This window comes from Candidatus Magnetaquicoccus inordinatus, from assembly GCF_004217665.1.
Classification (GTDB): domain Bacteria; phylum Pseudomonadota; class Magnetococcia; order Magnetococcales; family Magnetaquicoccaceae; genus Magnetaquicoccus; species Magnetaquicoccus inordinatus.
This window is the reverse complement of record NZ_RXIU01000013.1, coordinates 1-25,579: the sequence shown is the minus strand read 5'-3', so window position 1 is coordinate 25,579 and position 25,579 is coordinate 1. Positions and strand designations below refer to the sequence as shown.

At 53.8% G+C, this 25,579-nt stretch carries 26 protein-coding genes; 21 read left to right on the top strand and 5 right to left on the bottom strand.

Annotated features, from left to right (window positions below):
- The first annotated feature begins 26 nt into the window (after positions 1–26).
- From gpmI to EJP87_RS02370, 15 genes are all read left to right on the top strand, one after another.
- Positions 27–1,604 (top strand): 2,3-bisphosphoglycerate-independent phosphoglycerate mutase, encoded by a 1,578-nt coding sequence (gene gpmI, locus EJP87_RS02440; protein ID WP_130470276.1) that lies wholly within the window; start codon positions 27–29, stop codon positions 1,602–1,604.
- Entirely contained in the window at positions 1,601–2,461 is an 861-nt protein-coding gene (locus EJP87_RS02435; protein WP_130470275.1) for a murein hydrolase activator EnvC family protein, read from the top strand. Before gpmI ends, EJP87_RS02435 begins: the two co-directional genes overlap by 4 nt.
- Before the next feature lie 64 nt (positions 2,462–2,525).
- Positions 2,526–4,043, top strand: a complete 1,518-nt coding sequence (locus EJP87_RS02430; protein WP_130470274.1) for a S41 family peptidase — start codon at positions 2,526–2,528, stop codon at positions 4,041–4,043.
- Positions 4,021–5,385 (top strand): divergent polysaccharide deacetylase family protein, encoded by a 1,365-nt coding sequence (locus tag EJP87_RS02425; protein WP_130470273.1) that lies wholly within the window; start codon positions 4,021–4,023, stop codon positions 5,383–5,385. The genes EJP87_RS02430 and EJP87_RS02425 overlap by 23 nt, the downstream gene beginning before the upstream one ends.
- Position 5,386: 1 nt before the next feature.
- Positions 5,387–6,781, top strand: coding sequence for a GGDEF domain-containing protein (locus tag EJP87_RS02420; protein ID WP_193771076.1), 1,395 nt, complete (start codon positions 5,387–5,389; stop codon positions 6,779–6,781).
- A gap of 14 nt (positions 6,782–6,795) precedes the next feature.
- Entirely contained in the window at positions 6,796–8,115 is a 1,320-nt protein-coding gene (locus tag EJP87_RS02415; protein ID WP_193771075.1) for a GGDEF domain-containing protein, read from the top strand.
- A 174-nt stretch (positions 8,116–8,289) separates the two neighbouring features.
- On the top strand, positions 8,290–9,552 hold the full coding sequence (gene coaBC / locus EJP87_RS02410; protein ID WP_130470270.1) for a bifunctional phosphopantothenoylcysteine decarboxylase/phosphopantothenate--cysteine ligase CoaBC: 1,263 nt from the start codon (positions 8,290–8,292) through the stop codon (positions 9,550–9,552).
- Between the two features lie 67 nt (positions 9,553–9,619).
- Positions 9,620–10,081: an RrF2 family transcriptional regulator gene (locus EJP87_RS02405; protein WP_130470285.1), complete on the top strand. Its 462-nt coding sequence runs from the start codon at positions 9,620–9,622 to the stop codon at positions 10,079–10,081.
- Between the two features lie 11 nt (positions 10,082–10,092).
- Positions 10,093–10,797: a HesA/MoeB/ThiF family protein gene (locus tag EJP87_RS02400; RefSeq protein WP_193771074.1), complete on the top strand. Its 705-nt coding sequence runs from the start codon at positions 10,093–10,095 to the stop codon at positions 10,795–10,797.
- A 16-nt stretch (positions 10,798–10,813) separates the two neighbouring features.
- A complete protein-coding gene (gene cysK / locus EJP87_RS02395; protein ID WP_130470268.1) occupies positions 10,814–11,755 on the top strand; it encodes a cysteine synthase A in 942 nt (313 codons plus the stop codon).
- Positions 11,752–12,501, top strand: coding sequence for a HesA/MoeB/ThiF family protein (locus EJP87_RS02390; RefSeq protein ID WP_130470267.1), 750 nt, complete (start codon positions 11,752–11,754; stop codon positions 12,499–12,501). The genes cysK and EJP87_RS02390 overlap by 4 nt, the downstream gene beginning before the upstream one ends.
- Positions 12,501–12,722 carry a sulfurtransferase TusA family protein gene (locus tag EJP87_RS02385; protein WP_130470266.1) on the top strand — a complete coding sequence of 74 codons (222 nt, stop codon included), beginning with the start codon at positions 12,501–12,503 and terminating at the stop codon, positions 12,720–12,722. Before EJP87_RS02390 ends, EJP87_RS02385 begins: the two co-directional genes overlap by 1 nt.
- Before the next feature lie 269 nt (positions 12,723–12,991).
- The gene (locus tag EJP87_RS02380; RefSeq protein ID WP_130470265.1) at positions 12,992–13,417 is read left to right on the top strand and encodes a pilin; all 426 of its coding nucleotides are present in this window, start codon (positions 12,992–12,994) and stop codon (positions 13,415–13,417) included.
- Between the two features lie 42 nt (positions 13,418–13,459).
- The gene (locus tag EJP87_RS02375; RefSeq protein ID WP_193771073.1) at positions 13,460–13,930 is read left to right on the top strand and encodes a MucR family transcriptional regulator; all 471 of its coding nucleotides are present in this window, start codon (positions 13,460–13,462) and stop codon (positions 13,928–13,930) included.
- Between the two features lie 164 nt (positions 13,931–14,094).
- Positions 14,095–15,075 carry a ParB/Srx family N-terminal domain-containing protein gene (locus tag EJP87_RS02370; protein WP_130470263.1) on the top strand — a complete coding sequence of 327 codons (981 nt, stop codon included), beginning with the start codon at positions 14,095–14,097 and terminating at the stop codon, positions 15,073–15,075.
- 153 nt (positions 15,076–15,228) lie between these two features.
- Here the strand turns inward: EJP87_RS02370 and panD are convergent, their stop codons facing one another.
- The 5 genes from panD to EJP87_RS02345 form a co-directional block, all read right to left on the bottom strand.
- A complete protein-coding gene (gene panD, locus EJP87_RS02365) occupies positions 15,229–15,615 on the bottom strand; it encodes an aspartate 1-decarboxylase (protein WP_130470262.1) in 387 nt (128 codons plus the stop codon).
- A 20-nt stretch (positions 15,616–15,635) separates the two neighbouring features.
- The gene (gene panC, locus EJP87_RS02360) at positions 15,636–16,481 is read right to left on the bottom strand and encodes a pantoate--beta-alanine ligase (protein ID WP_130470261.1); all 846 of its coding nucleotides are present in this window, start codon (positions 16,479–16,481) and stop codon (positions 15,636–15,638) included.
- 40 nt (positions 16,482–16,521) lie between these two features.
- Positions 16,522–17,361 carry a 3-methyl-2-oxobutanoate hydroxymethyltransferase gene (panB, locus tag EJP87_RS02355; RefSeq protein ID WP_227657411.1) on the bottom strand — a complete coding sequence of 280 codons (840 nt, stop codon included), beginning with the start codon at positions 17,359–17,361 and terminating at the stop codon, positions 16,522–16,524.
- A gap of 167 nt (positions 17,362–17,528) precedes the next feature.
- Complete coding sequence (gene folK / locus EJP87_RS02350) at positions 17,529–18,050, bottom strand: 2-amino-4-hydroxy-6-hydroxymethyldihydropteridine diphosphokinase (RefSeq protein ID WP_193771072.1); 522 nt, start codon at positions 18,048–18,050, stop codon at positions 17,529–17,531.
- Complete coding sequence (locus EJP87_RS02345) at positions 18,043–18,972, bottom strand: M15 family metallopeptidase (RefSeq protein WP_193771071.1); 930 nt, start codon at positions 18,970–18,972, stop codon at positions 18,043–18,045. Before EJP87_RS02345 ends, folK begins: the two co-directional genes overlap by 8 nt.
- Before the next feature lie 241 nt (positions 18,973–19,213).
- Here EJP87_RS02345 and EJP87_RS02340 point away from each other — a divergent pair, with 241 nt between their 5' ends.
- Genes EJP87_RS02340 through EJP87_RS02315 form a run of 6 tightly spaced genes read left to right on the top strand, consistent with a single transcriptional unit; the run spans position 19,214 to position 25,274 of the window.
- Entirely contained in the window at positions 19,214–20,758 is a 1,545-nt protein-coding gene (locus EJP87_RS02340) for a M14 family murein peptide amidase A (protein ID WP_130470258.1), read from the top strand.
- Positions 20,755–22,020 (top strand): succinyldiaminopimelate transaminase, encoded by a 1,266-nt coding sequence (dapC, locus tag EJP87_RS02335; RefSeq protein ID WP_130470257.1) that lies wholly within the window; start codon positions 20,755–20,757, stop codon positions 22,018–22,020. The genes EJP87_RS02340 and dapC overlap by 4 nt, the downstream gene beginning before the upstream one ends.
- Complete coding sequence (gene dapD, locus EJP87_RS02330) at positions 22,017–22,865, top strand: 2,3,4,5-tetrahydropyridine-2,6-dicarboxylate N-succinyltransferase (protein ID WP_130470256.1); 849 nt, start codon at positions 22,017–22,019, stop codon at positions 22,863–22,865. Before dapC ends, dapD begins: the two co-directional genes overlap by 4 nt.
- Positions 22,866–22,870: 5 nt before the next feature.
- Entirely contained in the window at positions 22,871–23,335 is a 465-nt protein-coding gene (locus EJP87_RS02325; RefSeq protein ID WP_130470255.1) for a CreA family protein, read from the top strand.
- 19 nt (positions 23,336–23,354) lie between these two features.
- Positions 23,355–24,509: a succinyl-diaminopimelate desuccinylase gene (dapE, locus tag EJP87_RS02320; protein ID WP_130470254.1), complete on the top strand. Its 1,155-nt coding sequence runs from the start codon at positions 23,355–23,357 to the stop codon at positions 24,507–24,509.
- 6 nt (positions 24,510–24,515) lie between these two features.
- Complete coding sequence (locus tag EJP87_RS02315) at positions 24,516–25,274, top strand: Nif3-like dinuclear metal center hexameric protein (RefSeq protein ID WP_130470253.1); 759 nt, start codon at positions 24,516–24,518, stop codon at positions 25,272–25,274.
- Positions 25,275–25,579 lie beyond the last annotated feature (305 nt).

The following is a 25,579-nucleotide window of genomic DNA, read 5'->3' as shown; positions in this document are numbered from 1 at the left end:
CATACGGTAGAACAGGCAGTCAAACCATGAGAGCCAAACCCGTCGCCTTGGTCGTGCTGGATGGTTGGGGCATCAACCAGGATAGCCGCTATAATGCCATCCACCATGCTGCCACCCCCAATTATGATCGCTGGCTCAACAGCCAACCCCATACCTTGGTGCAAACCAGTGCCGGCGATGTGGGACTACCCGATGGACAAATGGGTAATTCAGAGGTGGGACATACCAACCTGGGGGCCGGTCGCATCGTCTATCAGGATCTTACACGCATCAATAAAGCCATTTGGGATGGCGAATTGGCCAGCAACCTGGCTCTGGAACAAAGCATCCAAACGGCTATCGAAAAACAAAGCGCCATACATATCTGCGGCTTGCTCTCCCCAGGGGGGATCCATTCCCATAGCGACCACCTGTTGGCCGCCGTGCTGACCGCCAAAGATTGCCGTGCCAAAAAGGTCTATATCCATGCCATCCTTGATGGCAGGGATACTCCACCACGCTCGGCATTGACCTATCTGGAAGAGTTTCAACGAGCCCTCAAAAGAATCGGCTGCGGCACAATTGTCAGCCTCTGTGGCCGGTATTATGCCATGGATCGCGACAAGCGCTGGGAACGAGTGCAACGCGCCTATGACATGTATACCCTGGGCAGCGGATTGCAAAGCCCTGACCCTCTGCAAGCGGTACACGAAGCCTATCAACGCGGTGAAGATGATGAGTTTGTGCAACCTACCTTGATTATCAATCAGGATCTGCCAGAACCAGTTATCTTCCAGGATGATGATGTCCTGCTGATGCTCAATTTTCGTGCCGATCGCATGCGCGAAATCTGCCATGCTCTCCTGGATCCGCAAAGCGGAGCGCAAGCTTTTCAGGGTTTTACCCGCAGCCGCCAGCCCAAACTGGCCGCCATGTTGACCATGACCCAGTATGACAGCAGTCTGCAACCGGTTGCCGTCGCCTTTCCCCCTGACTCCCTGAGTCGGATCCTCGGCGAAGAGCTGGCCAATGCCGGTCTGCGCCAGTTGCGCGCCGCCGAAACTGAAAAATATGCACATGTCACCTATTTTTTTAATGGCGGTCGAGAGGAGAGCTTTCCAGGCGAAGATCGTCTGCTGATTCCCTCACCAAAGGTTGCCACCTATGACCTGCAGCCGGAAATGTCGGCGCACGATCTGACCGAGCAGATAATCGCCCGCGTCGAACAAGGAATCTATGACTTTATCGTCGTCAACTATGCCAATCCGGATATGGTCGGCCATACAGGTCGCTTTGCCGCCGCCGTACAGGCCATTGAAACCGTTGATCACTGTCTGGGACGCCTGGCCGATACCATATTGCAGGCGGGTGGTGAACTGTTGATCACCGCCGATCATGGCAATGCCGACTGTATGCTGGAAGAGCAGACCCAACAACCGCATACAGCCCATACAAGCAATCCCGCGCCGTTGATCTATCTGGGCAAACGCGCCATCACTCTGCAACCCGGACGCTTGAGCGATATCGCACCCACCCTGTTGGAACTGTTGGAACTGCCACAACCGCTGCAGATGACCGGAACCTCGCTGCTGCGTCCCCTGCCGAAAGCACTGGAACAACCATGAACAGCATAAAAAATATGAGACGCTTGTGGCATAGTTGGTATATGATGGTTGCCTGCATGGCGCTGGCCATACTGCTGTTGCTGGCGCCGGAGAGCATGGCCAGCGAAAATCACGGCTTCTCCACACAGGTTCGCCTTGCCGAGCACAGCCGATTGATGTATGGATTAGAAGGGCAACAGGTGGAGAGCAGTAAGCAGCGGCGAAAAAAAGCAGCTCTCTCTTCCGCACAACGGGGCAAGAAAAATTTTGCAACCCAGAAGCGCCGCAAAAATGGTGGAGTGGGCCTGTATGCACGCAAACAGGGAACACTCTCCGCCGGGCACGGTGAACAGTTGCACAAAAGCAAATGGCAGCGCACAAAGGGAAAATCTTTTGCCCGCCGGAGCTATAAACGCAACGGAGCAGCGCACCAGGGACAACCGACACGCGGCAAACGCAGCATCTTTTCCGCCACCGCAGAACGGCGCATGGGCACCTTCCTCGGTCCGGTGAATGGCTCTGCGGTCAATCGCTCATCGGGACTCTTTTTCCGCGTGCCGGAAAATGCCGATGTACGTGCCAGTTCCCGTGGTCAAGTGGTCTATGCGGGTTGGTTTCGCGGTTATGGGTTGTTGACCATCCTCAATCATGGAGGACGTGTCTACTCCTTGTATGGACATAACCGCGATCTGTTGGTGGCCAAAGGGGATGTTGTCGAACCTGGCCAAGTGATTGCCAAAAGTGGTAAAACCGGTAGCGTCGATGGCGTTCCCGGTCTTTATTTTGAGATTCGCAAAGGAAACCGACCGGAAAATCCCCGGCGTTGGCTGGCTCGCGACAGGGCACACAGCGATAAAATGGCCAGCCTGATGCACTAAAAATGTAATCCTGCAGAGGATTATCGTGCGCACAGTGCCATGCGTCGTTTCAAGGAGCCAGTGTATGAAAACTTCCCTTCGGGCAAAACGCCCGTTTCTTGTTGGCCTGATTCTTCTGGCCGTGCTGGCTGGCCTGCATATGGCAGCCGACAATGTGCTGGCCGTCAGCCAGGTCACTTATGAAAAATTACGGGTCTTTTCCGAAGTCTTTTCCCTGGTCAAACAGAACTATGTCGAAGAGATCGATGAAAAATCGGTCCTCTATGGCGCTGTCCAAGGGATGCTGAAATCTTTGGATCCGCACTCCTCTTTTCTGACCCCGGAAAGCTTCAAGGAGATGCGGGTCGATACCAAAGGAGAGTTTGGCGGGCTAGGAATTGAAATCTCGCAATCGGAGCGGGGCATTTTGGTGGTCTCCCCCATCGAAGATACCCCTGCCTTTCAGGCGGGAGTCAAAGCTGGCGATCTGATTGTCAAAATCGACGAAGAAAGCTCCGAAGAGATGAGCCTGCCAGATGCGGTCAAGAGAATGCGCGGCAAGCCTGGAACCGCTGTGCAGTTGACCATTTTGCGCAAAGGGGCGAGCAAACTGCTGACCTTCAAAATTGTCCGCGACATCATCAAAGTACGCAGCGTCAAATGGCGTTTGGAGGCCGGACAAATCGGCTATGCTCGTATTGCCCAATTTAACGAACAGACCATGCCTCTGCTGGAGCAGGCATTGGATGAGTTGAAAAAATCAGCGGGCAAAGAGGGCTTGAAAGGGTTGGTGTTGGACTTACGCAATGATCCGGGTGGTCTGCTGGATCAGGCGGTAGAGGTGGCCGACGCCTTCCTGGAAAAAGGTTTGATCGTCTATACCAAAGGACGTATCGCTGGCAAGGATATGAGCTTTGAAGCCCGACCCGGTGATTTGCTCAGCAATGCTCCCATTGTGGTGTTGATCAACGCCGGTTCGGCATCGGCATCAGAAATTGTCGCGGGGGCCCTGCAGGATCATAAACGTGCGGTGATCATGGGCACCAACTCGTTTGGCAAAGGTTCGGTGCAAACCATTATTCCCTTGTCGGATGGTTCAGGATTGCGTTTGACCACAGCACAATATTATACCCCCAGCGGACGTTCCATTCAGGCCAAAGGTATCGCCCCGGATATTGTTGTTGAAGATCTGGATTTGAGCGGCAACAAACGGGAAGGCAGTGATCGTCGGCCAACAGAGGCCGATTTGAAGGGTCATCTGAAAAATGCCGATGCGGCCAACGAGGAGAATAAAGGACGGCAAAAGGAGAAGGGCAAGGAGTCCGAAGAGGGGGGCAACTCTGATAAAAACTCCGATAAGGATAATGACAAACTGCTGGAACGACTCAAGGATGGGCAGGATAGCCGCGCAAAACCAAAAGAGAAAAATCTCGAAGATTCTGACCGGATTACCGGTCACAGCAAAGAGGATTATCAATTGCAACGCGCCTTGGATCTGCTGCGCGGCTTGCAAGTGATGCACAACCTCTTGGACAAAAAACAGGGTGCGCAAGTAGCGGGTTTGCTGTCAGGAAACCGGTTTGAACGGACCAGCAACCGGTAACTGGCCAGGCAAACTCCGCTGGTTGGCAGTGCTGTTGCTGCTGCTTTTGGCGGCGTGGGGAGTGGTACGCTGGTTTGACAAAGGTTCTGGAACAGTACCGGAATCAAACAGCGCAGGCAATAAAGGCCAGCTTTTCTCCGAAAAGATCAGCCCGCCAGTTGCTGTGCCTGCCCCAGCCCCACCCGCAACGGTAGTGTTGGATCATGAACCGTTGCGGCTGATTTTGGCGGAGAGTATGCGTGGCAGCAAACCCTCTGTGGCAATTGTGCCGCCTGTGGATCCGGCAACGGCGCGTCCCAGTGGACCCGATTTGACCTTTGTGACACCCACAACCTCCACATCACCGGAGAGTCCAGAGGTCACTCCTCCACCAACCCCTGGAGCAGAAACAGCAAGTTCTGCTCCGACCGCTGCAACAGCCACAGCGACACCAGCAGCACTCCTGTATGAAGAGCCGCAACCGGCTGGAAAAAAAGAGCGTACACCGACACGTCCGCGTACTGCTGCCACGACCACCACCAGTCGGGGTGAACGGACATTGGGAACTTTGGCCATCATTATCGATGATCTGGGTTATGACTGGCCACACTCCAAGGCGATTACCGAGCTTCCGGCGGATATTACCCTGGCCATTCTGCCAAAAGTTCCTTTTACTCGTGAAGTCGCCCGCTTGGGGAAAAAATTGGGCAAAGAGATGCTGCTGCACCAACCGATGGAGCCGTTACGCTATCCTCACACCTCACCGGGACCAGGGGCAATGCTGCTGCAGATGGATACACAGCGGCAGCAAGCGATATTGCGGGAAAATCTGGCACAACTGCCGGAGGTGGTGGGCATCAACAACCATATGGGATCCCGTTTGACGGAACAAGCGGTTGCCATGGATAGCGCGATGCAGGTATTGTTGGAAAAGCAGCTCTTTTTTATCGACAGCCGCACCTCAGACAATTCGGTTGCCGCTGACCGTGCGCTGGCACAACAGGTACCAACCGCTGTGCGCGATATATTTCTGGACAATACAGCAGAAGAAGGGGCCATCTTAAGGCAGTTGCATCGCCTGGAGCGGTTGGCTCTCAGTCATGGCGAGGCCATTGGGATTGGGCACCCCTATCGGGCAACGGTGGCTGCCTTACAGCAGTGGCTACCAACCTTGCCTGGCAAGGGGATTCGTGTACAGCGTGTTTCCCGATTTTTACGCCCGGCTGCCGCCCGTGCCCGCTATCCTGAACTGCCGGCCACCGCCAGCAAACGGCCAGAAGCTCTCCCCACACTGGGAGAAGCATCTCCTGCTCCGGCCCATGTTGCGGCCCCTTCGCCAACCTCAGCGATTTCTGGAGAGTAACATGGAGCGTAAGGCCGGCTATTCCACCAGTGAAGATTTGGAACAGCTTCTGGATCTATTGAATGGCAAGCCTGCTGATCCCATTCGTGCCTTGGCGCACTGTGAACAGATGTTGCATCGCCCTTTATGTGCGCGTGAGGTGCAAACGGCGGCTCTGGCTGTGGCACAATTGATTGAGCAGATGATACTCCCGGCCTTGCAACATGATCCCTCTCTCCAGGAGGTAGCAGGTCGTTTACAAGAACATTTTCAAAAACGTGCGGCACATGCTGTAGAGGATGAGCGGGATCCAGGGCAGGTTGCGGCCAATCGGGCACTCCTGGAGGAGGCGCTTGCTCTTTTGAGCGCTGGCATGCCGACAGCCATCCCCCCCACTGCGATAACCGATCCACTTCCCAAATCCCTCTATTACCGTTTGACCACCCTGTTGCGCCTGATTGGTGAATCCGAAGAGAGTCTGCTGCGTCGCTTGCAGCCGTGGCACGAAGAGAGCGTTGAGGATTGGCCGATGCTGCAAGGTTTACTCACCCAGATTGCTCAGGCAGGACACAAAGCGGCCACCCCACCCTGGCAGCGCCGACGCCGACAAGCGCATGAAACGCTGTGGCGTTTGGCCAGTGAGTTGGAAGAGCTGTTGGCACAAATGGGCTATCGACAGAGTGAACGCACACGGCTGTTAGCCTCCATGCGGTTAGCGGATGGCCGTTTGGATATGGCGCGTGCGCACTCCCTATTGCATACGCAAGCGGCTGAACTCTTTAAGGAAGCGCAGGATCTGCGCGCCCAACAGGATGCAGCACGCCAGCGGGCCGAACAGTTCAAGCAACGCATTGATCAGTTGGAAGCCACACTGGCACAAGCGCGTCGCGAACAATTTCTCGATCCGACCACCGGCATTCCCGATCGTTTTGCCTTTATGGCACATCTGCACCGCCATCTGGATCGCGCCGTCCATTTGGGAGAGGGCTTTTCTTTGTTGTTGTTTCATTTTTATGAACTCATGCCCCTCATCGAACAGATCAAGCAAACGGCACCACAGATGCCAGGCTCCCTGGAACAACGTCTGCTTCTGGCGATTATCCAGGAGATGCGTCCACATCTGCCCGATCAAGCTTTTCTGTCGCGTTTGAGCACAGAGCGTATGGTCATTCTATTACCGAAATATGATGTAAAATCTGGGGAACAAATGGGCAGCAGCATCAGTCAAATCCTGGAGGAGATCAGCTTTGAGCTGGATGGACGCGAGATTGTGCTGCATGTCAATTCGGGATGCGCAGCCTTTCAGCCAGGAATGGATGTGGCACAAATGCTGGAGACCACCGACCGCCTGGCAGCGGCGGCACACAGTTGGCGTGCCGAGGAGCAGAGTGCACCACGTCGAGTGCGTGTTTGTTAGGGGGGAGAAGAGTCATGGGCGAAACACGCAGTACTCTGCAACGCATTCGTACCCTTCTCGACCAGGAGCCTGCCCAGAGCAGAGAGGCGTTACGTTTAGCCAAGGATCTGTTTCTGCATGGCATCTGCGTGCAGGAACAGGATTCGTTACGGCAAGCGGCTATTTTGCTTCTGGAGCGTCTTGTGGTTCCGGCGCTGGCGGGAGTGCAGGATAAACAGGCACGGGTAGGACGTTTGCTGCGCCAGTTGCAGACGACAAGCCATTTTCAATATGAAAACATTGCTCCGGCGGTCCAAGAGATTGCCGTGTGGCTGGAATCGTTAAGCAAGATGGCCCCACTCCCGGAAACAGATCCCCCTTTTCCCCTGACCTTGGCCCAGGAGGCTTTGATTGTTCTGGGGGGGCGGACGATCCAGGAGCTGTTCAGCGTTGAGCATCCTGGCACCTGGTCGGAGATGGGACGACAACTGGGTGTTTTGATCCAACGCGAACATAAACTGCGTGCCCAATGGCAACGGGAACAGGATGCCTTGCGCCTGTTATTGCGGCAAACCATGGTCAAACTCAACGAAGGAGTGCAGTTGATAGCAGGAGAAGATGAGGAGCTCGCTGCCATTTTGCAGGCCACAGAAAAGAGTGACGAGGAGCTGGATTGGCCGCGCATACAAGAGCAGTTGGTGGTTGCAGTACGTCGTTTTCGTGAGCGTACCGTGGATGTGCGGTATCGACTGCGCGAAGCGGAAGATGTGGTGGAGCGTTCGCGACTGTTGGTACGCCAGGCCGATTGGGCCCTGATGGAGACACGTGACGAACGGTTACTGGACTCGGTGTCTGGTTTGCCCAATCGTTTTGGTCTGTTGGCACGTTTGGAACAGGTCAAGCAAGAAGAGGCTCCTGAAGGTTTTGCGCTGGTCGCCCTGGTGGTGGATGATTATGCGGGAATCGTCCAGGATCTTGGTCGTGAGCGCGTGCACCGTTTGCTTGCTGCCGTAGCAGGTCGCCTGGTCTCCTTGATGAAGCCTGGAGAGTATCTGGCCAGATATAATGAGGAAACCTTCGTCCTGATCGCTTTGGCCCTGAACGAAAGCAAGGCTGTGGAGTTGGCAGGTTATTGGCGCAGCATTTTGGATCGTACCCGTTTTGAACTACCCGATGCCCGTTTGGTTGTACGCAGCGGCTATGGGGTTGCCGGCTATGAGAACGGAGACAATACCGAAACCTTGTTGGGACTGGCAACCTTGGCCGCCAAAGAGGCCCTGCGTGCGGGAGGAACACGCATTCATACAGTACCATCACGGAAACACTCCTCCCCTACCCCCCACCTACGGAAATAAGCAAAGCGCACATTCTGCGGCGCAGTTGACAGGGAGCGTTTTCCGACTGCTCAATGGACGGACAAAGTTCGTAATTTTTTTACAAGTCGGGATACTGTGTTACATTTTGATTGACTTAAACAAAAAAAAGTCGATAATCGGAACCTCTTGCAGCAGCAGCGGAGGAAGAGTGCGGTGGCTTTTTGGGCAAACAAAACAGTAGTCGTGGCCTTTGGGGGCGGAATAGCAGCCTACAAAACGTTGGAGTTGATACGTTTATTGCGGGAACAAGGAGCACGGGTATGGCCAGTGCTCACTGCCTCAGCCACACAATTTGTCACCCCTCTGACTGTACAGGCGCTGGCGGGACATCCGGTCTACCAGGATCTGTTTACTCCGCAAGCTGCCGATGGCATGGATCATATCCGTTTGGCACAAGAGGCCGATCTGTTGATTATTGCGCCGGCAACAGCCAATCGGATAGCCAAGTTGGCCAGTGGCTTGGCGGATGATCTGTTGTCGGCGTTGGCTTTGGTACGACGCAAACCGATTGTGCTGGCCCCAGCGATGAACAGTGGCATGTGGCAACATCCCGCAACACAACGTAACATTTCTCAACTGCAAGCGGATGGCTTGCTGTTGGTTGGCCCAGAGAGTGGTGCCTTGGCGTGTGGTGAACAGGGTGTGGGCCGGATGGCAGAGGCAGAACGCATACTGGAAGCAGGTCGGCGCCTGTTGTCGCCTAAAATATTGTTAGGCCATCGCATATTGCTTACAGCCGGTCCGACGCGAGAAGAGTTGGATCCGGTCCGTTATATCTCAAACCGTTCCAGTGGCCGTATGGGCTGGGCCATTGCACAGGCTGCATTGCGGGCGGGAGCGGAGGTTACCCTGATTCATGGAGCTGTGGAGATGGCTCCTCCCTGGGGTGCAGAAGCACTTGCGGTAGAGTCAGCACAGGAGATGTATGAGGCCACTTTGCAGCAATGGGACAAATGGACGCGACCTGGACAGCAGCTCAGTTGTGCCATTTTGACAGCGGCAGTGGCAGATTATCGCCCGGCCAGCCGTCGGGCCAGCAAAATCAAAAAAGAGCTGGATGGGGAGTTGTCACTCAAGCTGACGCAAAATCCAGATATTTTGCTGGCCTTGGGAGAGAGAGCCAATCGCCTGGCACAAAAAAATCGAGCGCGTCCCCTGTTGGTTGGATTTGCCGCCGAAACGGCGGAGACGGAGGATGCAGCCGCACAGCTTGTGCCTTTGGCCAAGGAAAAATTGGCGCGCAAAGGTTGTGATTTATTATTGCTCAACAATGTGCTGGCTCCCGGTTGCGCTTTTGGCAGTCTGACCAATCAGGTCACTCTGTTGCATCGCTCGGGTCAGCAGGAGATATGGCCGTTGCTGGCCAAAGAAGAGATCGGCGAACGGTTGGTGCAGACACTGCAAAATCGTTTGTAAACAAGCTATTATGATCAGGCCAGGAGGGCCTGTGGCTGTTTTACCCCTAGCACAAGGCACGGAATCCATGTTGAAATTTTCCAAAAAGCTGCTGTATGCGATTGAGGCTGTTGTAGATATTGCCTACAATTCTGGTGGTGAACCGGTTCAGATCCGGGATGTTACCAGTCGACAAGGTGTTCCCCAACGTTATCTGGAGCAGGTCATGCAGCGCCTGGTGCGCGCAGGAATCCTCAAGGGTATACGTGGACCGCGTGGAGGCTATTTGCTGGGTCGTGAGCGCTCCAAAATATGTGTCGGTGATGTGGCGCGGGTGGTAATGGAGATGAATCAGGATGATGAGCTGCTGGATACGGAGCGGATCACCTCTGGACCTATTGGACATCAGGTGGTACAACCGCTTTGGTTGGAGTTTCAGGAAGAGATTTTGCGCATGATGGACAACATCACCATTGAAGAGTTGACCTCACGCGCCTTCCGCAAGGGGATTCCCAGCGAAGCCTACAGTCGCATGACCTATTCTATTTAAGCATTGCCCTGGTGCACGACTCTCCAGAAACAGAGACCAAGGGCAGTGTGTTGCTTTTAGGTGCAGGGGGGCTCGGTTCGGCAGTGGCCTGGGCCTTGGCTGGGAGCGGTATTGCGCGTCTCGGCATTGTGGATGATGACACAGTGGCGCTCTCCAACCTGCACCGGCAGATTTTGTATCGTGTCCGCGATCTTGGCAAAGCCAAGGTGGCTCAGGCGGCAGAGCGCCTGCAGCAATTGTATCCCGCCCTGCAGATAGAGATCCATGCAGAGCGTCTGCAAACCCGGGAGAGTATTGCTGCCAGAGCCAGTGGTTATGATCTGCTCATTGATGGCACCGACAATTTTTGCAGCCGTTTTGCTGCCAACGATGCGGCTGTGCTCGATGCCATTCCTTTGGTGCATGGAGCAGCCATTGGCTTGCGCGGACAGCTCTGTTTTATACCTCCGGGCGGCCAACCCTGCTTACGCTGTCTGTTCGACACCCCTCCCCCGCAAGAGGGCAGTTGCCGCAGTGAAGGGGTATGGGGAGCCTTGGTGGGAGAGGTGGGCTGGCTGATGGCTTTGGAGGCCAGCAAATGGCTGCGAGGCGTCGGTGAACCATTACAGGGTCGATTGTTGACGATAGACCTTGAATCATCGCGGCGTCGCATCGTAACATGGAAGGTCCATCCAACTTGTCCGGTCTGCCAACTGGCCTCCGGATCTCTTACCTGAACAGACAAAGCATGCCATGGCCGCCATCTATCCCGATATTACCGCCACCATTGGTCGCACCCCGCTGGTCCGCATCAATCGCCTGAGCGGAGATCTGCCCTGCGAACTGTTGGCCAAATTGGAGTTTTTCAATCCCACCACCTCGATGAAAGATCGTATTGGTCTGGCAATGATCGAAGCTGGGCGCAAAGCGGGTCAGATTCGCAAAGATACCGTCATCATCGAACCCACCTCCGGCAATACTGGCATTGCTTTAGCCTGTGTTTGTGCTGCACAGGGCTTGCGTTTGATTTTGACCATGCCCGACTCCATGTCTCTGGAACGACGCAATCTGTTGCGTTTGATGGGTGCAGAACTGGTTTTAACCCCTGCTGCCGAAGGGATGCGGGGTGCCATCGACCAGGCCAAAAAAATCATGCGCAAAGAGAAAAACAGTTTTATGCCCAATCAGTTTATCAATCCCATCAATCCGCAGATCCATGCCGACAGCACAGCCCAAGAGATCTTGCAAGATACCGATGGAAAATTGGATGTGCTGGTGGCGGGTGTCGGCACAGGTGGTTCATTGAGTGGCATTGGCAAAGCGTTGCGCGCGCATTTGCCACAAATCCAAATCATAGCGGTGGAACCAGACAACTCACCTGTTTTGTCTGGTGGAACCCCTGGGCATCACAACATCCAGGGCATTGGTGCCGGCTTTGTTCCACAGGTTTTGGACACCTCCCTCATCAGCAGTGTGATCCGGGTGGAGGATGGCGAGGCGCAGAAGATGATGCGCGATTGCGCCCGTTTGGAAGGAATTTGTTGTGGCATCTCTTCGGGAGCGGTCTTGGCGGCGGCGCTGCAATGGCTGCGTGATCATCCGGAAAGAGCCCTCGCCAGCACCCGTATTGTGGCTTTATTGCCAGATTTTGCCGAACGCTATCTGTCGACTGAACTCTTTCGGGATGAGGCATGAGCCACTGCCCTACAGAGCTGTTGGCCGAGACTAAGGAGAGCACTGAGGCGGATGAGCGAGAGTGGATGGAGCGTTATTCCCGTCAGATTATTTTGCCGGGGGTGGGTGGACGGGGACAACGCACACTGAATCAAGCAACGGTAGCCCTTTTTGGCTGTGGTCCGATGGCGATACCGTTGGCCTTATACCTGGCTGGAGCTGGCGTGGGCCGTTTGCTGGTATTGGCCAGCTCAGGCAGTGATTGGCTCTGTGCCATGGTGCGTGATCTGAATCCGCAGGTCACAACGGTGGCTTTGGCACCACCTGCCTCTCTTGAGGAGGCGACAGCGCTGCTGCTTGCGGTGCAGATGACCGTTCTTGCCGAGGGCAAGACCAGCTTGCGAGAGCTTCTCAATCAAGCGGCATTTACTGTCAAACGTCCTCTTCTGGCAGGTTGGCAACAACCAGAGGCGCTGCTGGCAGCAGGCGCCGCAGCAGACAGCGCAAGTGGAGCGGCCTGCTTGCACTGTGTGGCGCAAAGCGCACAACAGCATCTACAAGGAAGAGCTGCTGCAGATCCACTATTGCTGCATGTGGCGCGAGGGGCCATAGGCTCCCTGTTGGCCATGGAGACACTGCGCAGCCTGCTTGGCCACTCCTCTGCCTTGTGGCACAACTGTTTGCTTCTGCTTCCTGAACAGAGCAGTTACCAGAGTCTGGCAGTACAGAAAATTTCTTCTTGTCCCGTGTGTGCGAGTGATCGGTAGTGACAGAATCCTTTCTTGACATCACCCATGAAGTATGTCCCATGACCTTCGTACTGGTCAAACTGCGTTTGGAAACCCTCTCACCAGGGAGTCGCTTGACCATTCGTCTGAATGGGGGCGAACCGTTGGCTAACATTCCCCGTTCCGTGCAAGAAGAGGGATGGCGGGTGGAGAGTGTCATGGAAGAGGGCCCCCATTATACATTGGTGGTCGTGCGCTGAGTGTAAAAATTTTTTTGCTTTGCTGACAATTAATTTTACTCACAGCAAAGAACAAAAAGAGAACAGAGCGCCGAAAAACACTATAAATGATTAATTTATATTGAAAATATTGTTGGCATGCCCAATGCGTAACAAAAAAACAACAAGGCATTGGCAGGAGCAGTCATTTGCCAAACTCATACTGCCCGATAATGGAACACCATAACCAAAACTCTTAAATCGGGAATGGCCAAACAGAAACTCCAACCCATTCTATCAGGAGAACAAAGATGCCTAAAAAAAGGCTGCACAGTGGATTCACCTTGATTGAACTGATGATTATTATTGCCGTTATGGTAATTTTGGCGGCTGTAGCCATCCCGAGCTACAAAAATTATACCGTGCGCAACAAAGTGAAAGATGCCTTGGATCTCTCTTCCGGAAGCAAACAGGCAGTCACTGAGTATCGGTTGAGCAACTCCAACTGGCCGACCGATAATGCGGCAGCAGGATTGGCCGCCGCCAACATGATTACCGGCAATCATGTCGCCTCGGTCACGGTCAGCAATAACAGCATTGCGATTGCTTTCAATAGTGTTGATCCGACCCTGGCTGGTAAAACGGTTACCTTGACTGGTAGTGAAAATGGCGGCAGCATCCTCTGGGGCTGCACCAGCACCTTGGAACCACGCTATGTACCAAGCAACTGCAAATAGAAAAGTTACGATAATTCATTTTGTTTGTCGACAATGGATGTTATGAAATATATTCTGCTCAAAAGCACAGCGCGGATTGTTGCTGCTTATGCAGCACAGCCGACGGCCACTCCTGAAGATGTGGAGCGGATGATAGGTGTGGTCTACCGCGCCTTGGCCAGGGTTGCAGCCTCAGAGCAGGAAGAGGAGGAGCTGGAGCAGGGACCGGAGGAGTCAGAGGTTGCGGAGCTGGCGTTGCCGCCAGGTCGCTGGCAACCGGTGGTTCCTCTGGAACAGGCGGTAACAGCGGAGAGTGTGACCTGTTTGATCTGTGGCAAACAGGGCAAGGCGATACGCGGCCATTTGACCAAAACCCATCGCATCGATATTCCGACCTATTTGGCGGTGTTTGGATTGCCGAAAGATTTTCCGTTGGTCGCCCCAAACTATTCAGCCACTCGACGCCAACTGGCCTTGGCCAGTGGTGCGGGAGAAAAGCTGCAGGCTGGACGCAGAAAAGCAGATACAGAATAAGGTACGGCTCAAACAATATCGACGCACGCCTTATACAACAGGATCTGCCGTTCGTCTTATATAGAGATGTATATATCCTTTTATTTTTCCCATTATTGGGAAAGTTGCGGCACAATAAATAATTTAAGTATTCACAATTCATTCGCCAACACAGAGGGGATCCTATGAACAACATAGTAAAGACAACAGCAAAATTTTCCGCCTATATGGCACTGGCATTAGTGGCCAATATGCCAGCGAATGGTCTGGCAGATAAGTCTGTTCTTGATGATATGAACAAATGTCGCCCAGAAGAGAAAACAGGCATTAAAATCGCTAGATTAGCCATTGACGACAAACCTATGACTCTTGATGATACCTGTAAAATTTCCTTGGATGATCTGCATCCGACACAATATTCCGTCGGCATGAATGAGGTACAAAACAAAAAGCTGGAGCTTCTATCTGATATAGAACAAAAAAAGGATATATGGAAAAAAGTTAAAAATTTTGTTCCAGTGGTACGTGGACCAGATAACAAGGTATACATTACCGATCACCACCATTTGGTTACCGCCATATACCATATTAAACAAGATAGTAATAACATCAGCAATGACATACCTGTATATTTTATAGAAGATTATTATAACATGCTTGATAATAAGGATGATTGCAGATTCTGGTCATCCATGAAAGCAACAAATAAAGTATGGCTGAAAAACAATCAGGGGATAGATATTCAACCTTCTGAGCTACCAAAACAGATCAAAGGATTACAAGATGACCCGATGCGATCCCTTGCTGCCATGGTAGAAGATAATTGTGGATTCTTGAAATGTGGTAAAAAAGAGTGCGAAACAAAAATCGGGAAGGAAAAATTTCAAAAAAGTTGTGCCACCGATCCCTATTTTTTGGAGTTCAAATGGGCTGATTTTATCCGAAATGACGGCAAAATCCAGCAACTCATGAACAATGGATGCGCATTGCCAAACAATAATCAATGCTTAACAACATACCATAACGAGAAATTGTGTTGCGCTTTGCCGGAGGCCATGCAATATGTAGCCTCAGAAAAGGCGCAAAAGGAGATGGGTGCTGCACTGGGGCAGCATAATTATCCCATTGAAGAGACAAAAACAGAGAAGAAAAAGGATTGCAAGTGACACACAATACAGCGGAAAATTCTGTGCACAACTTTTGAGCTGTTAGTCACCTTTATGGCAGTGAGTGTGTCCCACTGCCATAAAGGGCTTATATTGCAAAGAGTGCAGCAAACAATTTGAACCGGCCTCACCAACACCAGCCCATTCACCCACTCAATGCGAAGGTTCGGCAATCTCCCGTCCTACACTCTTGATACGATTGCCCTTTGCGCCATCGACATAGACCAAATGGGGTTGAAAGCTCTCTGCCTCCGCCTCACTGATCCCGGCAAAAGCCGCTATAATCACTATATCTCCAGAGGCCGCTTTGTGCGCTGCCGAGCCATTCACCGAAATCATCCCGCTGCCACGCTTGCCACGTATCGCATAGGTGATCAAACGCTCACCATTGGTGACGTTCCAAATATGAATCTGCTCAAACTCCCGCAGATGGGCCGCCTCCATTAAATCCTCGTCAATCGCACAGGATCCCTCATAATCCACATGCGTCTCCGTCACCATCGCCCGATGAATCTTACACTTTAATAAAGTCAGCTCCATGCCTCTTTCCCTTCCCCAACTCATAAAGCTAAAAGCAAATTGTCAATCAAGCGCGTCACACCTACCCGCACCGCCAGCAACATCACCGGATCTTCTGCTCCCACCACTCCTTCCGGCAACTCCAATAGAGTTTCAGCATCCCGTACTGCTATATAATCAATTTTTTCAACACCATAACGCTGCAACACCGCATGCGCTACCGCCTGCAACGCTGCCACCTGCCGCTCACCACTGCGTCGCGCCTGCTGGGCTGCCAGAAGCGCCTGTGACACTGCACACGCTTGCAAGCGCTCGGCTTCACTTAAATAACGGTTGCGCGAAGAGAGCGCCAAACCATCACTCTCCCGCACTGTCGGCACCCCGATCACCTGTACCGGCAAGGCCAAATCTTCTACCAGACGGCGCAGCACAACGAGCTGTTGATAATCCTTCTGCCCCAAATAGAGTCGATCAGGGCGCACCAGGTTCAATAAAACAGTCACCACTGTCGCCACCCCCTGAAAATGGGTGGGACGAAACTGGCCACACAAATCGCTGCCCAAAGGCTCTACCTGCACCCTGGTCTGCCCGGAACCGGCATAAATATCGGCTACCGAGGGCACAAAAAGCGCATCACACCCCGCATCCTGCAACAACTCCCGATCCTGCTCCAAGGTGCGCGGATAACGGGCAAAATCCTCCTGCGGACCAAATTGCGTCGGGTTGACAAAAATAGAGGCAATTGTCCGCCCCGGCAACTGTTGCGCTGCCTCTACCAAAGAAAGATGGCCCGCATGCAGTGCCCCCATGGTCGGCACAAAGGCCAGATCTTCACCCACCCCACGCCGCCACTCCTGCAACGCCTGCCGACTCGTCAACAACTCCATGCCACACATCCCCTTGCGCCACGCAGTGCAAAACCACTCCTTATCCGGCAAAACTGTGTTCAGCTCCCGGAAACTCTCTCTCCCTGACCTCCTGCACATAGGCAGCAACAGCAGCGGTCAGCATCCCCTCCGGCAGATAACGCTTGGCAAAGCGTGGTATCACCTCTTCATAGACCCCAAGCAGATCGTGCATCACCAAAACCTGACCATCACAGGCCACTCCGGCACCGATGCCAATGGTGGGAATCAACAAGCTCTTGCTGATTTTCTCCGCCAAAGTGGCAGGAATACCCTCCAATACCACCGCAAAAGCCCCTGCCTCCTGCACCGCCAGAGCATCGGCAACAACCCGTTCCCCCTCCTCGCCCCGTCCCTGGACTTTGAACCCGCCCATGCGATGTACCGCTTGCGGTGTCAAGCCCACATGCCCCATCACCGGCACCTCATGCTCCACCAGATAGCGGATGGTCTCAGCTATCCGCACTCCTCCCTCCAGCTTGACTGCCTGACAGCCACTCTCTTTGACAATCCGCACTGCGGCAGCCATGACCGCCGCCCCTCCACCATGACAGACACCAAAGGGCAGATCACAGACCACCATGGCCCGTTTGGCACCGCGCACCACCGCAGCAGCATGATAGATCATCTGCTCCAGAGTGACCGGCAAGGTAGTGGGATGTCCTTGAATGACCATACCCAGAGAGTCGCCAACCAATAAAATATCCACCCCGGCCCGGTCCATAAGACGGGCAAAGGAGAAATCATAGGCAGTCAGGGAGACAATAGGTGTGCGCTCCTGCTTCATCCGCTGCAATACCGGTACTGTCACCGGAGCATGCACCATCTGCGCGGAGGAGGCACCCAGCAGTTGGGTCGTCAAAATGAAACTCGTTATCCTGTGTTGTCCCGGTCACTGTACAGGTGATCCAGGCAATTTTGGCTTGGGACAGGTTAAAAACTGGCGGCTTGCTGGCATAGTTGCAAACAACACCACACCACTTCTGACACAATCCGGTCTCCGCCATGACCCGCATGGTCGCAGCCCGATTATCTCACAAGTACCACCCGCGACGTATCATCCACTTCCTTGAGTAGAGTGTCAACCGTTTTGCTGCATTGCGGATGCCAGAAATCTGCCGCCACCTCGGCCAACGGTTGCAACACAAAGCGGCGATCCTGCAGGCGGGGATGAGGTAACTGTATGATTCGATTATGGATAATTTTTTGGCCATAGAAAAGCAGATCCAGATCCAGCCTGCGTGGTCCCCAGCGTTTTTCCAAGCGGCGGCGGCGTCCGCAAGAGGCTTCCAGGCGATGCAAACAACGTAACAGAGACTGCGGAGACAAAATGGTTTGTACGCCAAACACTGCATTCAGGTAGCGGCGTTGCCGCCCTGGACCCAATGCTTCCGTATAATACCAGGAGGAGAGAGCAACAAGCTTGAGATATGGATGTGCTGCCAAACGGGAGAGTAGACGGCGAAAGATTGCGTGTGAAGGCCCCCTATTGCTGCCAACCCCCAGCCACACCTGGACTGGGGTTGGCGCTACAGGGTTTGCATCAGACATCCACCTTGACATGCCAAGGCTCAAAACGCACCCCGGTCAAATTGTCACGTGGATAGCGAAGGCTGAGCACGCCCATGGCATGCAGATGCTTGAACACCTCAGATTCGACAAATTTTTCGGTAAAATTATGCTGCCCATAACCGGTCTGCCCGACATCAAAATCACTAATGCCATGGTAGGAGTAGCCGGGAGGCGCCAGAGAACGGGAGGCCCGTGACAAATTACCGTTACCTTCATGAATTTTGCTCAAAAAGAGCATGAACTGCTTGACCACACTGCGCACTCCCGAAGTCAGGATCAACTTGCTGCCGACCCGGCGACGGAGTAACGTATACATTTCCAATGGCTTGCCGCGATAAAGATGGTTGCCGCTGTTGGGCACCTTGACCACTTCGCTGCGATCAATCTGATCGGTCAGGTTTTTCATGGGCTTTTCGCCATAAAAACCATACAGCAAGGCCCGTTCGTAGAAGATCTGTTCCAGAAAATCCAGTTCATCGACCGTGAATGCGCCCACTTCGGCACGGCTTTGCGCCAAGTGGACCGCTTCATCGAAGCTCAACAGATAGAAGTTGCCAAAACCGATAGTCTTCTGGATACGCTCAAAACGCGCCAAAGCACTGCGCAACAGATCGAAGCGTTTGGCATCGAGAAAAACATCTCCATCATGCGTGGCGTTAAAAGCACGCAAGCGATGCAAATAATTTTCCAGCTCCCGGCCACGCAGACGCGGCGGCAGATCGGGCAAAGGCACAGCCCTCCCCTCTGCAGCAGATAACGCTGCCGACTCACCGCTCTCCATCAGCGCATCTTGCACCTCATGCACCTGCGCCATTGCGGATGGAGTCATCCCCAGCAGGCTTGCCGGAGTCAGTGAGACGGCCACCCCGGCCAGAGAACGTATAAATTCACGTCTTTTCATACTGTTACACCTATTTGCAATGCGAAAAGACCCCTTGTGCATCCATTCTGCCCACCCTGGCATCTTCCTGCTCCCTCTCTTTACTGCGGATGAAGAATTGACGAACTTCCCTCAAGTGCAGTAAAAGCTAGAGTCGAGTCTAACACAATTGGAAAAAATAGCCAACGCCATTCCATTCAGTAACACCAGGAGAGCCTGCTTTTTTTCCGTTAATGCTATTAACCTGATTCAATCAATACTCATGCCAACTCTCGCTCATCGCGCCAGCACAGCCTCAGGCCGTGTCGTCAAGCTTTTTTCTATCCGCAGAGGATGGCCCCTTCTGTGTGCTATTCTGCTGGTTTGGAGCAGCACACTCCTGGCGGCTGATCCCCACCTCTCCTTTCAGGAAGAGGTACAAGAGCTTGTCAAAGAGGCAGCCAGTCAATCAACCATCGTCCCAGAGAGCGCCAAAAATGGTGAGGGGAAACATCCCGGCTTCTCGGTCCGTGAAACCTGTCTCAAAATTGGTGCCAAACTGAGCAGTGTCCGTGTCGATGAGTGTCATACCAGTCAACTCCAGCCTTCTGGCAGACATTCTGTGGAAGGGTATCCGATTCTGTTGCGCAATATCCTCCCCAGCACAACCAGCCTGCCCGATCAAAAAAACCAAAAAAACTCGGGCAAAATACCACAAGCGCGCGTCCTCTTGATTGGCGGCGTCCATGGGGATGAATACTCTTCCATCAGCATTGTTTTCAAGTGGCTGAAACTGATGGATAAACATCAAGCTGGCATCTTTCATTGGCATATCGTGCCTCTGGTCAATCCAGACGGCTTGCTGCGCAAACAGTCCACCCGCACCAACGCCAACGGCGTGGATTTGAATCGCAATTTTCCCACCCGTGACTGGAAAGAGGATAGTGCCGACTATTGGGTACGCCGCACAGGCAAAGATCCACGCCGCTTTCCAGGCAAATCGCCGCTCAGCGAACCGGAAACCACTTGGCTCTACGAGGAAATTAAACAGTTTCGTCCAAACGTCATTGTTTCGATACATGCCCCCTTTGGTCTCCTGGACTTTGACGGTCCACCCACCACACCACCGGAACGGTTGGGCAACATCTATCTCTCCCTGCTGGGTACCTATCCCGGCTCTCTGGGGCGTTATGCTGTCGAAAGCCTTAAAATCCCCATCATCACTATTGAACTGCCACATGCCGGCATTATGCCTAATAATAGTGAGATCGAATCCATCTGGTCTGATCTTGTCGGCTGGATGCGTAATCATGTCTTCGATCACACCCCTCCAGAGAGCGCTGTTGCCAGTCAGAGCACAACAACAAAACAGCCCGATGCCCCGGCAAGCACCCCATCCGCACCCCAAGCCGCTCCCGCTGCGGAGAGCAAGGCGGTGCAAGCTGCCGACAACAAAGCATCTGTTGCGCCTGCTGCAGTGGCACCATCAACGGCCTCCGCAACCACTGCGGCTGTTGCCGCTGCCACTGCTACCGTTGGCACAGTTGCCGCAACCACCGCGACAGCAGCCAACAGCGCCAACACTGCAGTTGCCACCAGCACCAAAAAGGATACAACCTCCCCGGCGGTAGCAGCATCCAGCGCATTGCAACCGGGACAAACAGACAAAATCAGCACAGAAAAAGCAGTGCGCAGCGACAAGATACGGGCTCAAAAAAGCAAAACAAAAAACAAAGCCAAATCCCGAAACAAATCCAACAAAAGCAAACGCAGCGGCAAAGCGGCCTCTTCTGCTGCCACTACGCCCCAAAAAGGAGCGGCACCATGAACTCCCTGTTACGGCAACTCCATCCCTACCCTTTTGAAAAGCTGGCCGCTTTGCTGGGAGCCGATCCAGAAGCCCGCTCCTCTGGCCACGCCCCTTCTCCTGCCGGAGAGCCGTTGCCAGCGATCAATCTCTCCATTGGTGAGCCCAAACATCCGGTTCCTGCCTTTATCCGGCAGACCATGGCCGATGCTTTGGAGGATATTGGCCTCTATCCGACCACGCGCGGTGAACTCTCCTTGCGCCAAGCCATGGCCAACTGGGTGCAACAGCGTTTTCAACTGAAAGAGTCCAGTGTCGATCCGCAACGGCATATTCTCCCGGTCAACGGCACCCGTGAAGCACTCTTCTCCATCGCCCAGGCCGTGGTGGACAACAGCGGCAACGACCGACCCTATGTGCTCATGCCCAACCCCTTCTATCAAATTTATGAAGGGGCAACCTTGATGGCGGGAGCACAACCGGTCTATGTACCCTGCCATCCCGATCAACATTTTTTACCAGATTATCAAAACATTCCACCCGCCATTCTGGAACGTACCGCCCTGCTTTATCTTTGTTCGCCCGGCAATCCTACAGGTGCTGTCTTTCCCCTGGCCACACTGCAAAAGCTGATTGAGTTGGCGTTGCGTTACCAGATTGTCTTGGCCTCTGATGAATGCTATTCGGAAATCTGGTATGATCACCCCCCTGCTGGTCTGTTGCAGGCGGCGCAGCAGATGGGTGTGGAGCGTTTTGATCAATGTCTGGTCTTCCACTCCCTTTCCAAACGCTCCAACATGCCAGGAGCGCGCTCTGGATTTGTTGCCGGTGATGCCCGTCTTCTGGAAGAATATTTTCGTTTGCGCACCTATACCGGCTGTGCCACCCCACGTTTTATCCAGCGGGCAGCCATTGCGGCTTGGCAGGATGAAGAGCATGTTCGGGAAAATCGCATCTTGTATCAACAAAAGCTGCACGATGCGCTGCAGATCCTCACCCCGATTTTGCCCGTAGAGGCTCCGGATGCCGGATTCTACCTGTGGCTGCGGGTTCCCGGTGGTGGCGAATCCTTTGCCCGCCATCTCTATCAACGCTATCATGTCACCGTGCTGCCAGGCGCCTATCTGGGCCGTCCCGATGTCAACGGCCATAATCCTGGTGCCGACTATGTACGTATTGCCATGGTGGCCTCGCGCGAAGAGAATCATCAGGCAATGTTGCGCATTGCCCACTGCGCCCAGGAGCTGCTCTCTCTCTCACCCACTGGAAGGAATCTATCATGAAACAGTTGCAAGCCATTATCGAACAGGCATGGGAAGCCCGCGATCAACTCTCTCCTCGCAGTGGCGCCCGCATCCATAAAGCGGTCAACGAAGTCATAGAGGAGTTGGACAGAGGAGCTCTGCGTGTTGCCCAACCCGCTGCCGACCATCCCGAAGCTATACATGGCTGGCTGGTGCAACAATGGATCAAAAAAGCGGTTCTGCTCTCCTTCCGTCTGCGCGAAAATCGCATCATGCCCCTTGGCGAGATGCTCTGCTATGACAAGGTTCCCCTTAAATTCAGCTCCTGGAAGAAAAAAGAGTTCAGCAAAGCCGGGATTCGTGTGGTTCCCCCGGCCAACGCCCGCAAAGGCAGCTATATCGCCCCCGGTGCCATTCTGATGCCCTCGTTTGTCAATATCGGCGCCTATGTCGGCGAAGGCAGCATGGTCGATACCTGGGCCACCGTCGGCTCCTGCGCCCAAATTGGCAAACATGTCCATCTCTCCGGCGGGGCCGGTATTGGTGGCGTATTGGAACCCCTGCAAGCCAACCCGGTCATTATCGAAGACAACTGCTTTATTGGCGCCCGCGCCGAAGTGGCAGAGGGAGTGATTGTCGGCACTGGTGCCGTCCTCTCCATGGGGGTCTACCTGGGCCGCTCGACCCGTATTGTCAATCGTGCCACCGGTGAGGTACATATGGGCTATGTGCCGCCCTACTCGGTGGTGGTCCCTGGAGCACTGCCCGGCAAAGCTCTTCCCGACGGCTCCCCCGGTCCCAATCTCTATTGTGCGGTGATTGTGAAAACCGTTGATGAACAGACCCGTGCCAAAACCGCCATCAATGAACTCTTGCGCGAGTAATCCTCATGAAGCCTCTTTTCTTTTTGCTGCTCGCTCTGTTTAACATGCTGCCTAATGCCGCCAGTGCGGAAATTATCGGCAGTGTTGATACCAACTTTCAATTATTGGCCCGCGATGATGACATCGTTATTGAAGCCTTTGACGATCCAAAAGTACAAGGGGTCGCCTGTCATTTGAGCCGCGCCCGTCGTGGCGGCGTCAAGGGCTCTTTGGGATTGGCGGAAGATACCTCAGACGCCTCCATCGCCTGCCGCCAGATCGGCCCCATCCGCATGGATGAAAAGATGCAGGATAAAGAGACCGTCTTTTCGCAAAAGACCAGCCTGCTCTTCAAAAAGATGCAGGTAGTCCGCTTCCTGGATAAAAAGCGCAACGTCCTGGTCTATCTGGTCTACAGCGATAAACTGGTGGATGGCAGCCCGAAAAACAGTATCAGCAGCGTGCCGATCATGCCCTGGGGTAAACCATAACTGTCGGAGAGAACAGATCATGGATCCTTCTGCTTCCCCTCTGGAGCTGGCTGTCGCCCTGTTGCGCATCCCCTCCATCACCCCGCGTGATGAGGGGTGCCAGTTGCTGATCGGCTCGTTTTTGCAGCAACTGGGTTTTACCCTCTACCCCTTGCGCTTTGGCAACGTCGATAATCTCTATGCCCGTCTGGGCAGCAAAGGCAAAAATTTTTGTTTTGCCGGCCATACCGATGTGGTCACCCCTGGGGAGGAGAGCCGATGGCAAACTCCCCCTTTTGCCGCCGCAATAGTAGATGGCATGTTGATTGGCCGCGGCGCCAACGACATGAAAGGGGGCGTTGCCGCCATGCTGGCTGCCACTGCCCGTTTTCTGCAAGCGAATCCAAACTTTGCCCAGCACAACAGCCTTTCATTTTTGATTACCGGTGATGAAGAGGGTGCCGCTGTCGATGGCACAGTCAAGGTGCTGGAGTGGCTGCGACAACGCCAGGAAAGCATCGATTATTGCTTGGTCGGCGAACCTACCTGCATGCAGCAGTTGGGTGACGGCTTGAAACAGGGTCGGCGCGGTTCCTTGAATGCCGAATTGATCTTTCAGGGTCGTCAGGGACATGTGGCCTATCCCCACTTGGCCGACAATCCCATCCATCGTGCCGCGCCACTCCTGGATCGTCTGGCCCGCCACCGCTTTGATGAAGGCAATGCCCATTTTCCCCCCACCACTCTGCAAATGACCCGCATCCAGGCTGGTGATGGCTCCGACAATGTGATTCCCGGCTCGTTGCGCCTTAACTTTAATTTTCGTTTTGGCACCGCCAGCACGCCGGCACAACTGGAAGAGCAGATCCACAACATCCTCGCCGAGGCCGATCCGCCCCTGCCCTATACCTTGACCACCCATCTCTCGGGACGCCCCTTCCTCACCGAAGGGGGAGAGCTGCTGCAGGCACTCAGCAACAGCATTCGCACGGTACTCGACATCAGCGCCAACCCCAATACCGCTGGCGGAACCTCGGATGCCCGCTTTATCTCCCTGGATTGTCCGCAAACTGTTGAATTTGGCCTGTTTTCACCAACAATCCACCAGGTCAATGAGCGTGTTCCCGTAGACGAGTTGGAACGCTTATGCCAGGTCTATACCCACCTTCTGTTGACCCTCTTTCCTGCCTTGTGAGTTGCCATGGTCACCCTGACGGAACTGGAACGCTATTGCCACACCCTGCTCAACAGCTCGGCCATCTCCGACTATGCCCCCAACGGGGTACAGGTGCGAGGCCGCGAAGAGATCCACACAGTAGTTACTGGTGTTTCTGCCTGTCTGGCCCTGTTCGAGGAGGCCATCGCCCTGAATGCCGATCTGGTTTTGGTTCATCATGGCATGTTTTGGGAAAAAGATCCGCGAATCATCGAAGGCAGTCTGAAAAAGCGTTTGCAAAAGCTGTTGCAACAGGATCTGACGCTGATGGCCTTTCATCTGCCCCTCGATGCCCATCCCTCTTTGGGCAACAATGCGCAAATTTTGCAGCGCCTTCAGCTCACCCCCGGTAAACCCTTTGCTCTCTACCGTGGCACCCACCTCTCCGCCATCGGAGAGTGTGCACAAGGACTCTCGATCGAGGCGATGAGCGCACAGGTGCAAGAGCTGTTTGGGGGACAACCTTTACTCCTGCCCTATGGACCAACCACTATTCATCATGTCGCCGTGTGCAGCGGGGCTGCTCCCGAACTGATTCGCGAGGCCAAACAAAAAGGGGCTGACCTGTTTTTGACAGGTGAGGCTAGCGAATATGTCACCCATTTTGCTGCCGAAGAGGAGATCCATTTTATCGCTGCTGGTCACCATCGCACAGAAAAGTTTGGCGTACAGGCTCTCGGCGAAGCTTTGGCCAAACAATTTGCTCTGCAACACCACTTTGTGGACATTGCCAATCCCATCTGACAGCCGATTTTTATCCCCTGCACATTTTGCAAGCTGTACGACCATTGACAGGGCAATCGCATTTGAAAATCAGAAAATTATTAGGGAGGTCCAGGAGGAGATTATCTCCTCCTGGTGGGTGCAGGGCAAAGCCCCATAAGCGTTAACCTATTTACTGTAAGCTAGATTCTGTGCTATGCTTCGGTCACTATGACTAAGCCAATCGCACTGACGGATGAAAACTGGGACTTCGTTCTCTCTATGTTTCCCACTGGTTGGGAATCGCTCGCCTGGGCAACGAAGGCGGTTCAGCATTTCAGGGGGGG

Coding starts and splice junctions, on each gene's coding strand:
- gpmI (WP_130470276.1), top strand. CDS start 27: ATGAGAGCCAAACCCGTCGCCTTGGTCGTGCTGGATGGTTGGGGCATC.
- EJP87_RS02435 (WP_130470275.1), top strand. CDS start 1,601: ATGAACAGCATAAAAAATATGAGACGCTTGTGGCATAGTTGGTATATG.
- EJP87_RS02430 (WP_130470274.1), top strand. CDS start 2,526: ATGAAAACTTCCCTTCGGGCAAAACGCCCGTTTCTTGTTGGCCTGATT.
- EJP87_RS02420 (WP_193771076.1), top strand. CDS start 5,387: ATGGAGCGTAAGGCCGGCTATTCCACCAGTGAAGATTTGGAACAGCTT.
- EJP87_RS02415 (WP_193771075.1), top strand. CDS start 6,796: ATGGGCGAAACACGCAGTACTCTGCAACGCATTCGTACCCTTCTCGAC.
- EJP87_RS02405 (WP_130470285.1), top strand. CDS start 9,620: ATGTTGAAATTTTCCAAAAAGCTGCTGTATGCGATTGAGGCTGTTGTA.
- cysK (WP_130470268.1), top strand. CDS start 10,814: ATGGCCGCCATCTATCCCGATATTACCGCCACCATTGGTCGCACCCCG.
- EJP87_RS02390 (WP_130470267.1), top strand. CDS start 11,752: ATGAGCCACTGCCCTACAGAGCTGTTGGCCGAGACTAAGGAGAGCACT.
- EJP87_RS02380 (WP_130470265.1), top strand. CDS start 12,992: ATGCCTAAAAAAAGGCTGCACAGTGGATTCACCTTGATTGAACTGATG.
- EJP87_RS02375 (WP_193771073.1), top strand. CDS start 13,460: ATGAAATATATTCTGCTCAAAAGCACAGCGCGGATTGTTGCTGCTTAT.
- EJP87_RS02370 (WP_130470263.1), top strand. CDS start 14,095: ATGAACAACATAGTAAAGACAACAGCAAAATTTTCCGCCTATATGGCA.
- panD (WP_130470262.1), bottom strand. CDS start 15,615: ATGGAGCTGACTTTATTAAAGTGTAAGATTCATCGGGCGATGGTGACG.
- panC (WP_130470261.1), bottom strand. CDS start 16,481: ATGGAGTTGTTGACGAGTCGGCAGGCGTTGCAGGAGTGGCGGCGTGGG.
- folK (WP_193771072.1), bottom strand. CDS start 18,050: ATGTCTGATGCAAACCCTGTAGCGCCAACCCCAGTCCAGGTGTGGCTG.
- EJP87_RS02345 (WP_193771071.1), bottom strand. CDS start 18,972: ATGAAAAGACGTGAATTTATACGTTCTCTGGCCGGGGTGGCCGTCTCA.
- EJP87_RS02340 (WP_130470258.1), top strand. CDS start 19,214: ATGCCAACTCTCGCTCATCGCGCCAGCACAGCCTCAGGCCGTGTCGTC.
- dapC (WP_130470257.1), top strand. CDS start 20,755: ATGAACTCCCTGTTACGGCAACTCCATCCCTACCCTTTTGAAAAGCTG.
- dapD (WP_130470256.1), top strand. CDS start 22,017: ATGAAACAGTTGCAAGCCATTATCGAACAGGCATGGGAAGCCCGCGAT.
- EJP87_RS02325 (WP_130470255.1), top strand. CDS start 22,871: ATGAAGCCTCTTTTCTTTTTGCTGCTCGCTCTGTTTAACATGCTGCCT.
- dapE (WP_130470254.1), top strand. CDS start 23,355: ATGGATCCTTCTGCTTCCCCTCTGGAGCTGGCTGTCGCCCTGTTGCGC.
- EJP87_RS02315 (WP_130470253.1), top strand. CDS start 24,516: ATGGTCACCCTGACGGAACTGGAACGCTATTGCCACACCCTGCTCAAC.